Origin of the sequence: Streptomyces venetus (genome assembly GCF_039540295.1) — a bacterium.
GTDB classification, from domain to species: Bacteria; Actinomycetota; Actinomycetes; order Streptomycetales; family Streptomycetaceae; genus Streptomyces; species Streptomyces venetus.
In genome coordinates this window covers 552,222-565,794 of record NZ_BAABET010000003.1, presented here as the reverse complement: position 1 = coordinate 565,794, position 13,573 = coordinate 552,222, and the positions used below count along the sequence as shown (strand labels likewise).

General features: G+C 68.3%; 13 protein-coding genes. 5 read left to right on the top strand and 8 right to left on the bottom strand.

Annotation, left to right across the window (positions count from 1 at the left end; all coding sequences use genetic code 11):
• Nucleotides 1–166: 166 nt before the first annotated feature.
• From ABEA82_RS12435 to rpmH, 8 genes are all read right to left on the bottom strand, one after another.
• Complete coding sequence (locus tag ABEA82_RS12435) at nt 167–1,273, bottom strand: ParB/RepB/Spo0J family partition protein (protein ID WP_345661466.1); 1,107 nt, start codon at nt 1,271–1,273, stop codon at nt 167–169.
• The gene (locus ABEA82_RS12430) at nt 1,270–2,346 is read right to left on the bottom strand and encodes a ParA family protein (protein ID WP_003991507.1); all 1,077 of its coding nucleotides are present in this window, start codon (nt 2,344–2,346) and stop codon (nt 1,270–1,272) included. Before ABEA82_RS12430 ends, ABEA82_RS12435 begins: the two co-directional genes overlap by 4 nt.
• A gap of 265 nt (nt 2,347–2,611) precedes the next feature.
• Entirely contained in the window at nt 2,612–3,328 is a 717-nt protein-coding gene (gene rsmG, locus ABEA82_RS12425) for a 16S rRNA (guanine(527)-N(7))-methyltransferase RsmG (protein ID WP_345661465.1), read from the bottom strand.
• 125 nt (nt 3,329–3,453) lie between these two features.
• Nucleotides 3,454–3,966, bottom strand: coding sequence for a Jag family protein (locus ABEA82_RS12420; protein ID WP_345661464.1), 513 nt, complete (start codon nt 3,964–3,966; stop codon nt 3,454–3,456).
• A 15-nt stretch (nt 3,967–3,981) separates the two neighbouring features.
• The gene (yidC, locus tag ABEA82_RS12415; RefSeq protein ID WP_345661463.1) at nt 3,982–5,265 is read right to left on the bottom strand and encodes a membrane protein insertase YidC; all 1,284 of its coding nucleotides are present in this window, start codon (nt 5,263–5,265) and stop codon (nt 3,982–3,984) included.
• A gap of 3 nt (nt 5,266–5,268) precedes the next feature.
• A complete protein-coding gene (yidD, locus tag ABEA82_RS12410; RefSeq protein WP_345661462.1) occupies nt 5,269–5,643 on the bottom strand; it encodes a membrane protein insertion efficiency factor YidD in 375 nt (124 codons plus the stop codon).
• Nucleotides 5,640–6,011, bottom strand: coding sequence for a ribonuclease P protein component (gene rnpA, locus ABEA82_RS12405; protein ID WP_345661461.1), 372 nt, complete (start codon nt 6,009–6,011; stop codon nt 5,640–5,642). The genes yidD and rnpA overlap by 4 nt, the downstream gene beginning before the upstream one ends.
• Before the next feature lie 21 nt (nt 6,012–6,032).
• Nucleotides 6,033–6,170: a 50S ribosomal protein L34 gene (gene rpmH / locus ABEA82_RS12400; RefSeq protein WP_003956500.1), complete on the bottom strand. Its 138-nt coding sequence runs from the start codon at nt 6,168–6,170 to the stop codon at nt 6,033–6,035.
• Between the two features lie 332 nt (nt 6,171–6,502).
• On the opposite strand from rpmH, the gene dnaA reads away from it, so the two are divergent.
• The 5 genes from dnaA to ABEA82_RS12375 all read left to right on the top strand — a co-directional run bounded on the left by dnaA (nt 6,503) and on the right by ABEA82_RS12375 (nt 13,396).
• Nucleotides 6,503–8,671 (top strand): chromosomal replication initiator protein DnaA, encoded by a 2,169-nt coding sequence (dnaA, locus tag ABEA82_RS12395; RefSeq protein ID WP_425588513.1) that lies wholly within the window; start codon nt 6,503–6,505, stop codon nt 8,669–8,671.
• 860 nt (nt 8,672–9,531) lie between these two features.
• On the top strand, nt 9,532–10,662 hold the full coding sequence (gene dnaN / locus ABEA82_RS12390) for a DNA polymerase III subunit beta (RefSeq protein ID WP_345661459.1): 1,131 nt from the start codon (nt 9,532–9,534) through the stop codon (nt 10,660–10,662).
• A 175-nt stretch (nt 10,663–10,837) separates the two neighbouring features.
• Nucleotides 10,838–11,713, top strand: coding sequence for a phosphogluconate dehydrogenase (NAD(+)-dependent, decarboxylating) (gnd, locus tag ABEA82_RS12385; protein WP_345661457.1), 876 nt, complete (start codon nt 10,838–10,840; stop codon nt 11,711–11,713).
• A 37-nt stretch (nt 11,714–11,750) separates the two neighbouring features.
• Nucleotides 11,751–12,872 (top strand): DNA replication/repair protein RecF, encoded by a 1,122-nt coding sequence (recF, locus tag ABEA82_RS12380; RefSeq protein WP_345661456.1) that lies wholly within the window; start codon nt 11,751–11,753, stop codon nt 12,870–12,872.
• Complete coding sequence (locus ABEA82_RS12375) at nt 12,869–13,396, top strand: DciA family protein (RefSeq protein ID WP_345661455.1); 528 nt, start codon at nt 12,869–12,871, stop codon at nt 13,394–13,396. The genes recF and ABEA82_RS12375 overlap by 4 nt, the downstream gene beginning before the upstream one ends.
• The last annotated feature ends 177 nt before the right edge of the window (nt 13,397–13,573 follow it).

Sequence of the window (13,573 nt, the reverse complement as noted above, 5' to 3'; positions counted from 1 at the left end):
CTCCCTCTCAGAGGAGCTACCGGGTGGGTCACGCCGTACTCGAACGCATCGTATCCACGATGTGATTCCATCGATACCACCAGAAAGGAAAGAGCGGGCCACGTTCCGGCACACACCGGACACGGCCCGCTCTGCCGGAGGCACAGGGGAGGCTCCTGTCGGAGTCTCAGGACTCGTCGTCCTCGGCGTCTCCCTCCAGGAGACTCGTCTGCAGGACGGGCCCTTCGCCAGGAGCGAGTGAGCCGAGGATCCGCTCGAGGTCCTCCATGGAGGCGAACTCGACGGTGATCTTGCCCTTCTTCTGTCCCAGGTCGACCTTCACTCGCGTCTCGAAACGATCCGAAAGCCGCGTGGCGAGTTCGGACAGGGCAGGCGAGACCCGGGCACCGGCACGGGGGCCCTTGGGCCGCTGGGCCTTCTGAGGCCGTGACCCCATCAGCGTCACGATCTCCTCGACGGCCCGCACCGAAAGCCCCTCGGCCACGATGCGGTGCGCCAGCCTGTCCTGCTCCTCCGAGTCCTCGACGGACAGCAGTGCCCTCGCGTGGCCGGCGGAGAGCACCCCGGCGGCGACCCGACGCTGCACAGCCGGCGAAAGCTTCAGCAGGCGCAGGGTGTTGGAGACCTGCGGGCGGGATCGGCCGATGCGGTCCGCCAGCTGATCGTGCGTGCAGTTGAAGTCCCTCAGCAACTGGTCGTAGGCGGCTGCCTCTTCCAGCGGGTTCAGCTGGGCGCGGTGCAGGTTCTCCAGCAGGGCGTCCAGGAGGAGCTTCTCGTCGTCCGTGGCCCGCACGATGGCCGGGATCGCCTCCAGCCCCGCCTCACGGCAGGCCCGCCAGCGGCGCTCGCCCATGATGAGCTCATAGCGGGCCGGTCCCACCTGCCGTACGACAACCGGCTGGAGGAGCCCCACTTCCTTGATGGAGGTGATGAGCTCGGACAGCGCGTCCTCGTCGAAGACCTCACGCGGCTGCCGCGGGTTCGGTGTGATGGCGTCGAGGGGGATCTCGGCGAAGTGCGCACCGATCGGCGCCGCAGGCGCGGCCGGCGCGGCAGGAGCAGCGGGCTGTGCCGGCTCTTCTGTTTCACGTGAAACAGGCGGCAGAGTTGCCACCTTCGCCGCCGCCACCCCACGGTCGTTCGGCAGCGCGGGGACTGCCGTGGGTGATGTCGAAGCGGCTCCCGCCGCAGCCTGAGCCACCGACTTCTCCGTCGGCGCAGCAGGGATCAGTGCGCCGAGACCACGGCCCAGCCCCCTCCGTCGCTCGCTCACTGGATGCCCTCCACCATGCTCGGGTCGTTCTGCTGTGCGCCGATGTGAGCGTGCGTCGCGTCATAGCTGACGCCAACGCCCTTCAGCGCAATCTCTCGTGCCGCCTCAAGATAGGAGAGGGCACCACTCGATCCAGGATCGTAGGTCAGTACCGTCTGCCCATAACTCGGCGCCTCGGAGATACGGACGGAACGGGGGATGCTCGTCCGTAGGACCTCGTCGCCGAAGTGGGTGCGCACCTCGTCCGCGACCTGGGACGCGAGGCGCGTCCGGCCGTCGTACATGGTGAGCAGGATGGTCGACACATGCAGGGCGGGGTTGAGGTGCCCCCGTACCAGGTCGACGTTGCGCAACAGCTGGCCCAGGCCCTCCAGTGCGTAGTACTCGCACTGGATCGGGATGAGGACCTCCTGGCCCGCCACCAACGCATTGACCGTCAGGAGGCCGAGAGAGGGCGGACAGTCGATGAGGATGTAGTCCAGCGGCTGCTCGTACGCCTGGATGGCGCGCTGCAGCCGGCTCTCCCGGGCCACCAGGGACACCAGCTCGATCTCCGCACCGGCGAGATCGATCGTGGCCGGAGCGCAGAAGAGGCCTTCGACATCGGGAACCGGCTGGACGACCTCGGAGAGCGGCTTACTCTCCACCAACACGTCGTAGATGGACGGAACTTCCGCGTGATGGTCGATGCCCAGCGCGGTGGACGCATTGCCCTGTGGATCGAGGTCGACCACCAGAACCCGGGCGCCGTGCACGGCCAGCGACGCGGCAAGGTTGACGGTCGTCGTCGTCTTGCCCACACCGCCCTTCTGGTTGGCGACCACCATGATCCGGGTCTGCTCGGGCCGCGGCAGGCCCTCGCCGGCGCGGCCCAGAGCCTCCACCGCCAGTTGGGCAGCACGACCGATAGGAGTGTCGTCCATCGGAGGCGGTGTTTCACGTGAAACATCCGCCCCCATCGACTCGGTACGGGGACCGGGGACCGGATCGGTCATCGGTCCCGCGATGTTGGCGTCGGACCGCAAGGATTCACTCTCCTCGACTTCAGGCTCGCAATGAACAGAGCCTCCCATGTCTTCGGGGTCATGAACCAGTGAGGCCGGGCGTTCTGTGGAGAAATCCACCTCTGTGGACAACTCAGATCCCTCATCGAGTGACCCAAGAGGCTTACGGTCGCGGGGTTCGGCCGCAGCGCGGCCACGACTGATGATGCCGTGCAGAAGTGAGCGACGTTTCACGTGAAACACGATGCACAGCAGCCGCGGCCGGATCGGCGCGACACTCCGGCATGCGTAGGTTTGGCAGCTTGTGTGGAGTACGTCTCGTCCGCAGGACGGATCAGCGGCGTCGGCGTGCACGCCCCGTGCGAGCCGCCTTGGCGCGCTTCGCGGCGAAGCGCACACCGCCGGGGCTCTCCCCGACCTCGACCCGTACGACCGTGGACATCGGGTCCACCACGCCCTCCCCCACATGCAGGATGGACGTCTCGACCGCACCCAGCTTACTCAGGGCCGCCGACGCGCTCTTCAGCTCTTCCTCGGCGGTGTCGCCCTTGAGCGCGAGCATCTCCCCGTAGGGCCGCAGCAGTGGGATGCCCCATGTGGCGAGACGGTCGAGGGGTGCGACAGCTCGAGCCGTCACCACGTGGACGGGCTGGATCTTCCCCATGACCTCCTCGGCCCGGCCGCGCACCACGGTCACATGATCGAGACCGAGCAGCTCCACGACCTCGGTGAGGAAGTTGGTACGCCGCAGCAACGGCTCCAGCAGCGTGATCTTCAGGTCCTCCCGGACCAGCGCCAGCGGAATGCCGGGAAGACCGGCACCGGAGCCCACATCGCACACCGTCACGCCCTCGGGCACGACCTCCGAGAGCACCGCGCAGTTCATCAGATGCCGCTCCCACAGGCGGGGTACTTCACGCGGGCCGATGAGGCCGCGCTGTACGCCCGCCTCAGCGAGCAGCTCGGCGTACCGCACCGCATCCGCGAAGCGATCACCGAACACCTCGCGCGCCTGCTCGGGCGCGGGGGGAAGCTCCGCTGCCTCCGTCACGGGGGACCGTCCTTCCGTACCGCGTCAGCGCACCCGGCGCCGACACCAGAACCACCAGAACTATCAAGGCTGACAAAGTTCGGCCCCGCCTGCGCAACAGACGGGGCCGGAAATGTGGGGGCCGATCAGGCGGGCAGCACGACGACGAAGCGCTGCGGCTCCTCGCCCTCGGACTCGCTGCGCAGACCGGCGGCCTTGACCGCGTCGTGCACGACCTTGCGCTCGAACGGCGTCATGGGCTTCAGCTTCACTGCCTCACCGCTGCTCTTGGCCTCGGCCGCCGCCTTGGAACCCAGCTCGGACAGCTCGGAGCGCTTCTGTGCCCGGTACCCCGCGATGTCGAGCATCAGACGGCTGCGGTCGCCGGTCTCCCGGTGCACGGCCAGGCGGGTGAGCTCCTGGAGCGCCTCCAGCACCTCGCCGTCACGGCCGACCAGCTTCTGCAGGTCGCGGCCGCCCGTGTCGCTGATGATCGAGACGGAGGCGCGGTCGGCCTCGACGTCCATGTCGATGTCGCCGTCGAGGTCGGCGATGTCGAGCAGACCCTCCAGGTAGTCCGCCGCGATCTCGCCTTCCTGTTCCAGGCGAGTCAGGGTGTCTGCACCCTCGGCAGCGGCGGAGGTGGTGCCTTCCGTCACGGGATGGACTCCTTCTTACTTCTTGGACGGGGACTTGGGCCGCTGCGGGCCCTTGCGCTGTCCGGACTGGGCCTTGCTGCGGGTACCGCCGGCGGGCTTCGCTCCGCCCTTCTGGGCAGCGGCGGCGGGCTTGGCGTCCTGGGGCTCGTCGGACTTGGTCAGCGACGTCTTCGGCTCGTGCTCACCGGCCGCCTTGGCGCCGGCGGCGCCACCGTGCTGGCGCTGGGACTTGCTCTGCCGCTTGGGCTGCTGACGCTTCGGGGCAGCGGTGGTCGGCGTACCGTCCTCAGTCTGCGCGACGGCCGCCGTGTCGCCCTTGATCACGGTGCCGTCGGCCTGGGCCACGAGGCCTGCCTTGCTGAGGCCGTTGATGAACTTGCGCTCGAACTCGTTGCGGTCGCGTCCCTTGGCCACGATGGCCTTGACGATGACCCGGTCCCGGCGCCGGCCGACCTTGTCGTGCTGCGTGATGTGCTTGGTCAGGCGGTCCAGGTACGCGGCCTGGGCCTTGGAACCCGGGGTCGGGTTGTTGTGGATCACGTACATCTGCTGGCCCATGGTCCACACGTTGGTGGTCAGCCAGTAGACGAGGACACCGACGGGGAAGTTGATGCCGAAGACGGCGAACATGACCGGGAAGACGTACATCAGCATCTTCTGCTGCTGCATGAACGGCGTCTTCACCGTGGTGTCGACGTTCTTCGTCATCAGCTGGCGCTGGGTGAAGAACTGCGAGGCCGACATCAGGACGATCATGATGGCGGTGACCACACGGACGTCGGTGAGCGAGGCGCCGAGCGCCTCCACCTTCGAGGCACTGTCCGTGAACTTCGCGGCCAGCGGAGCCCCGACGATGTGCGCCTTCTGCGCGCTCTGCAGCAGGCTCTGGTTGATCACGCCGATGGTGTCGCCCGTCGCGATGCCGTTGAGCACGTGATACAGGGCGAAGAAGAACGGCGACTGCGCCAGGATGGGAAGGCACGAGGAGAGCGGGTTGGTGCCCGTCTCCTTGTACAGCTTCATCATCTCTTCGGACTGACGCTGCTTGTCGTTCTTGTAGCGCTCTTGGATCTTCTTCATCTCGGGCTGCAACGTCTGCATGGCCCGAGTCGACTTGATCTGCTTCACGAAGAGCGGGATGAGGCAGATACGGATGAGGATCACCAGGGACACGATCGACAGGCCCCAGGCCCAGCCGGTGTCGGGGCCGAAGATGGCGCCGTACACCGAGTGGAACTGGACGATGACCCAGGAGACGGGTGTGGTGATAAAGCTGAAGAGGCTGGCAATCGTGTCCACTAATCATGCTCCTTGGGCATGGGACGGTGTCTCTGCGGCCGGGCTCGAAGGACTGGACTGACTTGTGGGAGAAGTCTGTCCCTCGGTGGCCGGTTCGCCGGCGGAGGTCCCGCCCTTGCGTGCACGCCACGCGTTACGCAGCATTTCGTGCCACCGCGGGCGCTTACGCGGCGGGACATGGTCCACACCGCCCAGCGACCACGGATTGCACCGCAGGATGCGCCAGGCCGTGAGTGCCGTTCCCTTGATGGCACCGTGCCGGTCGATGGCCGTGTAGCCGTAGTGGGAACACGACGGGTAGTACTTGCAGACCGGCCCCAGCAGCGGACTGATCGTCCACTGGTAGAGCTTGATCAGAGCCAGCAGCGGGTACTTCATCGCGCGCCCCCTCCCAGCAACCGCTGGAGAGCGGCATCCAGGTCTCGGGCCAGCTGTGCGTGGTCGACGTCGCCCGATCCGGGCAGCGCTCGTACGACTACCAGGCTACCGGGGGGCAGCTGGGCGACTCGCTCGCGCATCAGGTGGCGAAGCCGGCGCTTCACTTTGTTGCGTACGACCGCGCCACCCACCGCCTTGCTCACGACGAAACCCGCACGCGTCGGGGGAGCGCTCTCCCCAGGCGCATGCGGGTCCGTGGCACCGCTTCGAAAGTGGACGACGAGGTGCGGGCGTCCTGCCCGACGCCCTCGCCGTACCGCGGTCGCGAAGTCCTCGCGCCGCCTCAGCCGGTTCTCGGTGGGCAGCACGACGTCATGACCTGATCGAGATCAGGCGGACAGACGGGCGCGACCCTTGCTACGGCGGGACGCGAGAATCGCGCGGCCGGCACGGGTGCGCATACGCAGCCGGAAGCCGTGGGTCTTCGCGCGACGACGGTTGTTCGGCTGGAAGGTGCGCTTGCTCACTCGGGGGCTCCAGAAGAAATCGGTAGTTGCGGGGTGCCGTCCTGGCTGTCACCGTGCGCCCACGAGTAGCTCGCAGTTACGCCCGAGTGCACCGCTGACCGATCACCCAAATGATCTGTGCCCATCGGAGGCAGGCGGCAGCAGCCATCGACAACTCGACCTGGTTACGGTACGCGCGGCTACGCCATCCGGTCAAACCAGGAGTCGCCGGGAGACACTTGTCCACAGGCTGGGGACAACAACTTGAACCGTACCGGCCGCCCTGACTACCGTGACGGAACTCCGATTCGTTCCCTTGTCCCTGCCCCAGCGGGTTTGCTCCCGCCACCCGGATGACATCCCGACCCGTCCCAGAACCACACGTTCGTGGGACCTGTGAGAGAGCGTGCCCTGTGGCTGACGTACCTGCCGATCTTGCCGCAGTGTGGCCACGCGTACTGGAGCAACTCCTCGGAGAAGGTCGCGGCCAGGGTGTCGAGACGAAGGACGAGCACTGGATCCGGCGCTGCCAGCCGCTGGCCCTGGTCGCGGACACCGCCCTGCTCGCCGTACCGAACGAATTCGCCAAGGGCGTACTCGAGGGACGCCTCGCGCCGATCGTCAGCGAGACGCTGAGCCGTGAGTGCGGCCGCCCGATCCGGATCGCGATCACCGTCGACGACTCCGCGGGCGAGCCCCCGGCCACCCCTGCGCCCCCGGCCCGGCCCCAGCCGCGCTACGAGGAGCCCGAGCTCCCGGCCGCACGCCAGGAACGCGAGGGATACGAGCGCCAGGACCGCGACGGATACGAGGGGTACGGCCGCCACCGCGCCGACCCACTGCCGGGAACGGCCGGCGACCAGCACCCGCCTACGCGCGGAGATCAACTGCCCACCGCCCGTCCCGCCTACCCGTCCGAGTACCAGCGCCCCGAGCCCGGCTCCTGGCCGCGGCCCACGCAGGACGATTACGGGTGGCAGCAGCAGCGCCTCGGCTTCCCCGAACGTGACCCGTACGCGTCACCGAACCAGGACACCTACGGTTCGCAGGACTCTTACGGCACCCCGGACTCGTACGGCTCCCCCCAGGACTCCTACGGATCCCACGGATCCCACGGATCCCACGGATCCCACGGATCCCACGGATCCCACGGATCGCAGGGATCGCAGGGATCGCACGGCTCCCACGGATCGCACGGCTCCCAGGACTCGTACGGGCCCCGCGGATCGCAGGACGCCTACGGCTCGTCCGCCCAGGACTACCGCCCCCAGTCCATGGAGCGCCCCTCCTACGAGCCCCCGCGCTCCGACTACGAGACGCCTCGCGCCGAGTACGACCAGCGCGACCCCGTCCGCCGGGAACTGCCCGAGCCGCCGCCCGGCTCGGGGCACGTGCATCGCGGCGGCCCCGTCGGACCGAACCTGCCCACGACCGGTGCGCCCGGCCCGCTGGCCGCGCAGCCCGCGCCGGCGACCGGCCCGGGTGAGCCCACCGCGCGGCTGAACCCGAAGTACCTCTTCGACACCTTCGTCATCGGCGCCTCCAACCGCTTCGCGCACGCGGCCGCGGTCGCCGTCGCCGAGGCACCGGCGAAGGCGTACAACCCCTTGTTCATCTACGGGGAGTCCGGGCTCGGCAAGACACACCTGCTGCACGCGATCGGGCATTACGCGCGCAGCCTCTACCCGGGCACCCGCGTGCGGTACGTGAGCTCGGAGGAGTTCACCAACGAGTTCATCAACTCCATCCGCGACGGCAAGGGCGACAGCTTCCGCAAGCGGTACCGCGAGATGGACATCCTGCTCGTCGACGACATCCAGTTCCTGGCGGACAAGGAGTCGACGCAGGAGGAGTTCTTCCACACCTTCAACACGCTCCACAACGCCAACAAGCAGATCGTGCTCTCCAGCGACCGGCCGCCCAAGCAGCTGGTCACGCTGGAGGACCGGCTGCGGAACCGTTTCGAGTGGGGTCTGATCACCGACGTCCAGCCGCCGGAGCTGGAGACCCGCATCGCGATCCTCCGCAAGAAGGCGGTGCAGGAGCAGCTGAACGCCCCGCCGGAGGTGCTGGAGTTCATCGCGTCCCGGATCTCGCGCAACATCCGCGAGCTGGAGGGCGCGCTGATCCGGGTCACGGCGTTCGCCTCCCTCAACCGGCAGCCGGTGGACCTGGGCCTGACGGAGATCGTCCTGAAGGACCTGATCCCCGGTGGCGACGACGCGACGCCGGAGATCACCTCGACGGCCATCATGAGCGCGACCGCCGACTACTTCGGCCTCACGGTGGAGGACCTGTGCGGCAGCTCGCGCGGCCGCCAGCTCGTCACGGCCCGGCAGATCGCCATGTACCTGTGCCGTGAGCTCACGGACCTGTCGCTGCCGAAGATCGGCGCGCTGTTCGGCGGCCGCGACCACACGACGGTCATGCACGCGGACCGCAAGATCCGCAATCTGATGGCCGAGCGCCGCTCCATCTACAACCAGGTCACCGAGCTGACCAACCGCATCAAGAACGGCTGACGGCCACCGCAGCAGGCCGCTGAGGGCGCTCCCGGAGACCTCCTCCGGGAGCGCCCTTCGTCATGTCGCGGATGCCAGCTGTTCGATTACCTGCGGGGTTACGGCCACTCTCCACAGATTCGGTGACTTTTTCCCGTCCACATCCTGGGGACCGGGAAGTTGTCCAGACTGTGTCCACAGGCAGCGTTGTTGAAGGACCATCAGACCAGGTCACCGGGGTGTGGATTCGTGGACGAAGACTCTCCACAGACTGTGGACGAAGAGTTGATCCACAGGCTGTGCATCGAGTTGTCCACCGGCAACCCACAGGCTGAGGTCGGTTGTCCCCAGCGATCCCCAGCTTCTCCACATGACTGTCCACTGTTCGGCAACGCGACGCGCCTCCTCACCGGGTCGAGTGAAAGGCGTCACACAAAGGTGCCGGGTTGGCTTGTGGGAAACGTGGGTAAAGCTGGGGACAGCGCTGGGGAGAACTCGCCTCCCCCTGTGCACGGGGTGTGCAGAACTTTCTGTTCTCCACAGAGACCCCAGGTTGTCCACCGCCGCCACCCACAGGCCCCGTGGACAAAATTTCCGCTCTGAGCTGGGCAAACGTGGTTATCCACGGTATCCACAGGCCCTACTACTACTCCCAACTAGAGAGAGCTGGGAATTCGTTTCGAAGCGGGTCCTGTGCACAACTCGCTCTCCGGTGCCCGACCGCCCCTCGTCACGACTTGACCCCGAGAGGCACCTACTGTCAGTGCGGTGCGTCAGACTGGTCCCCGGTGTCCTCCCCGTCACAGGGGCCGTCGACACCGAGACAGACGACGAGGGCCAGGCAGAGCGAGAAGCGCCGGCAACAGCAGGAGGCGGCAACAGTGAAGATCCGGGTGGAACGCGACGTACTCGCGGAGGCAGTGGCCTGGGCGGCACGCAGCCTCCCGGCCCGTCCGCCGGCGCCTGTCCTCGCCGGCCTGCTGCTGAAGGCCGAGGACGGCCAGCTGAGCTTGTCCGGCTTCGACTACGAGGTCTCCGCACGGGTGTCCGTGGAGGCCGAGGTCGACGAGGAGGGCACGGTCCTGGTCTCCGGCCGGCTGCTCGCCGACATCTGCCGCGCCCTCCCCAACCGTCCGGTGGAGATCTCCACAGACGGTGTGCGGGCGACCGTGGTCTGCGGCTCCTCCCGGTTCACACTCCACACACTGCCTGTGGAGGAGTACCCGGCCCTGCCGCAGATGCCGAACGCCACGGGCACGGTCCCCGGTGAGGTCTTCGCCTCCGCGGCCGCCCAGGTGGCCATCGCGGCCGGCCGTGACGACACGCTGCCGGTCCTCACGGGCGTGCGCATCGAGATCGAGGGCGACACCGTCACGCTGGCGTCCACCGACCGCTACCGCTTCGCGGTCCGCGAGTTCCTGTGGAAGCCGGAGAACCCGGAGGCCTCCGCGGTCGCCCTGGTGCCCGCCAAGACGCTCCTGGACACCGCCAAGGCCCTGACGAGCGGCGACCAGGTGACCCTGGCGCTGTCCGGCTCCGGCTCGGGCGAGGGCCTGATCGGCTTCGAGGGCGCCGGCCGCCGTACGACGACCCGCTTGCTGGAGGGCGACCTCCCGAAGTACCGCACGCTGTTCCCGACGGAGTTCAACAGCGTCGCCGTCATCGAGACCGCCCCCTTCGTGGAGGCCGTCAAGCGCGTGGCCCTGGTCGCCGAGCGCAACACCCCGGTGCGGCTCAGCTTCGAGCAGGGCGTGCTCATCCTGGAGGCCGGCTCCAGCGACGACGCACAGGCTGTGGAAAGGGTTGACGCGCAGCTCGACGGCGACGACATCTCGATCGCCTTCAACCCGACGTTCCTGCTGGACGGCCTGAGCGCCATCGACTCCCCGGTGGCCCAGCTGTCCTTCACGACGTCCACGAAGCCGGCGCTGCTCAGCGGCAAGCCGGCGCTGGACGCCGAGGCGGACGATGCCTACAAGTACCTGATCATGCCGGTGCGTCTCAGCGGCTGAGCCCTCGAAAGCCGTCGGCGGTTGTCCACAGGCTGAGGGAAACCCTGCAGGTGAGGGCCTACGACTGAGCGCGTATGCCCACAGATGTGCGCGAGCGTCCGGGTTTAGGCTCGGACGCGGCACGAGAGTGCCGGAACGCCACGTCGGACACCTGTACACCTAAGGAACACAACTGATGGAGCTCGGTCTCGTCGGCCTCGGCAAGATGGGCGGCAACATGCGCGAGCGGATACGCCGCGCCGGCCACACCGTCCTGGGATACGACCGCAACCCGGACCTCGCCGATGTCCACAGCCTGGAAGAGCTTGTGGGCAAGCTCAGCGGCCCGCGCGTGGTCTGGGTGATGGTCCCGGCAGGCGAGGCCACGCAGTCCACCGTCGACGAGCTCGCCGAGCTGCTGGAGCCGGGTGACGTCGTCGTGGACGGCGGCAACTCCCGCTGGACGGACGACGAGAAGCACGCCGCGGAGCTGGCGGCCAAGGGCATCGGTTTTGTCGACTGCGGTGTCTCCGGCGGCGTCTGGGGCCTGGAGAACGGCTACGCGCTGATGTACGGCGGCGACAGCGAGAACGTCGCCAAGGTGCAGCCGGTCTTCGACGCCCTCAAGCCGGAGGGCGACTTCGGCGCGGTGCACGCCGGCAAGGTCGGCGCGGGCCACTTCGCGAAGATGGTCCACAACGGCATCGAGTACGCGATGATGCAGGCTTACGCCGAGGGCTGGGAGCTCCTGGAGAAGGTCGACTCGGTGACCGACGTCCGGGAGGTCTTCCGCTCCTGGCAGGAGGGCACGGTCATCCGCTCCTGGCTGCTGGACCTCGCGGTCAACGCGCTCGACGAGGACGAGCACCTGGACAAGCTCCGGGGTTTCGCACAGGACTCCGGCGAGGGACGCTGGACTGTGGAAGCCGCGATCGACAACTCGGTGCCGCTGCCGGCGATCACCGCGTCGCTGTTCGCGCGGTTCGCCTCCCGGCAGGAGGACTCGCCCCAGATGAAGATGATCGCGGCGCTGCGGAACCAGTTCGGCGGCCACGCGGTCGAGACGAAGTAAGCAGCATCCGAGGGTTTGGGAGGTCGGCGAAACGACCATGCACGTCACGCATCTGTCGCTGGCCGACTTCCGCTCGTACCCCCGGGTCGAGGTCCCGCTCGATCCGGGGGTGACGGCCTTCGTCGGGCCGAACGGGCAGGGGAAGACCAACCTGGTCGAGGCCGTCGGCTATCTCGCCACCCTCGGCAGTCACCGGGTCTCCTCCGACGCCCCCCTGGTCCGCATGGGCGCCGAGCGCGCGATCGTCCGGGCGCAGGTCCGGCAGGGCGACCGGCAGCAGCTGGTCGAGCTGGAGCTGAACCCGGGGCGTGCCAACCGGGCCCGTATCAACAGGTCCTCGCAGGTCAGACCGCGTGACGTGCTGGGGATCGTACGGACCGTGCTGTTCGCTCCGGAGGATCTCGCCCTGGTGAAGGGGGATCCCGGTGAGCGGCGGCGTTTCCTCGACGAGCTGATCACCGCCCGCTCGCCGCGCATGGCCGGGGTCCGTTCCGACTACGACCGGGTCCTCAAGCAGCGCAACACCCTGTTGAAGTCGGCCGCGTTGGCCCGTCGGCACGGCGGGCGTTCCATGGACATGTCCACCCTCGACGTGTGGGACCAGCACCTCGCGCGCGCGGGTGCCGAACTGCTCGCCCAGCGGCTTGATCTGATCGCCACGATCCAGCCGCTGGCCGACAAGGCCTATGAGCAACTGGCGCCCGGGGGCGGTCCGATCGCCCTGGAGTACAAGCCGTCCGCGCCGGGTGAGGCGCACACGCGCGAGGACCTCTACGAGCAGCTGACGGCCGCGCTCGCCGAGGCGCGCAAGCAGGAGATCGAGCGGGGTGTCACGCTGGTCGGCCCGCACCGGGACGACCTCCAGCTCAAGCTCGGCCAGTTGCCCGCGAAGGGTTATGCCTCGCACGGCGAGTCCTGGTCCTACGCCCTGGCGCTGCGCCTGGCCTCGTACGACCTGCTGCGCGCCGAGGGCAATGAGCCGGTGCTGGTGCTCGACGACGTCTTCGCCGAGCTGGACACCCGTCGCCGTGAGCGTCTCGCCGAGCTGGTGGCGCCCGGTGAGCAGGTCCTGGTGACGGCCGCCGTCGACGACGACGTGCCGCATGTGCTGTCGGGGGCGCGTTACGCGGTGTCCGAGGGGGCGGTGGAGCGCGTATGAGCGCAGAGGAACCGAAGAACACCCCCGAGCCCTCCGGCGTCGACCTCGCGCGGGTGGCGCTCCGCGCCGCCAAGGAGGCCGCACGCGCGCGTGGGGACGCGGCGCAGCAGAAGAAGCAGGCACGCCGTGGCGGGCTGCGCTCCGGCGCGCGTGCCGACGGCCGCGATCCCATGGCGCTCGGCTCCGCGATCAACCGGCTGATCACCGAGCGGGGCTGGGAGGCGCCGGCGGCGGTGGGCGGTGTGATGGGCCGCTGGCCGCAGATCGTCGGTGAGAAGCTGGCCGATCACTGCACTCCGCAGAGGTACGACGAGGACGAGCGGGTCCTGATCGTGCAGTGCGAGTCTCCGGTCTGGGCGACCGAGGTGCGCCGTCTGGCTCCCAGCCTGGTCGCGCGCCTCAACGAGGACCTGGGGCATGGCACCGTGCGGCAGATCAAGGTCCTGGGGCCCGGTGGACCGGCCCGCCGCTGGGGGCCGTTGCGGGCCCCGGGAAGCAGTGGTCCCGGCGACTCCTACAGGTGACTTACGTCACGTCTTTCCGGCCCGCGGCGACTGGCTGGAGGCTCCCGTCATGCCACCGCACACGGTTGCGAATCGCGACCTGACTCCGAAGTAGCCAAGGGTTGACGGCCGGAAGCGCTGAGTGGCTCCGTGAGCCTCTTGGAGCCCCCATCCGCATATCGGGAGTCGGGGAAGACC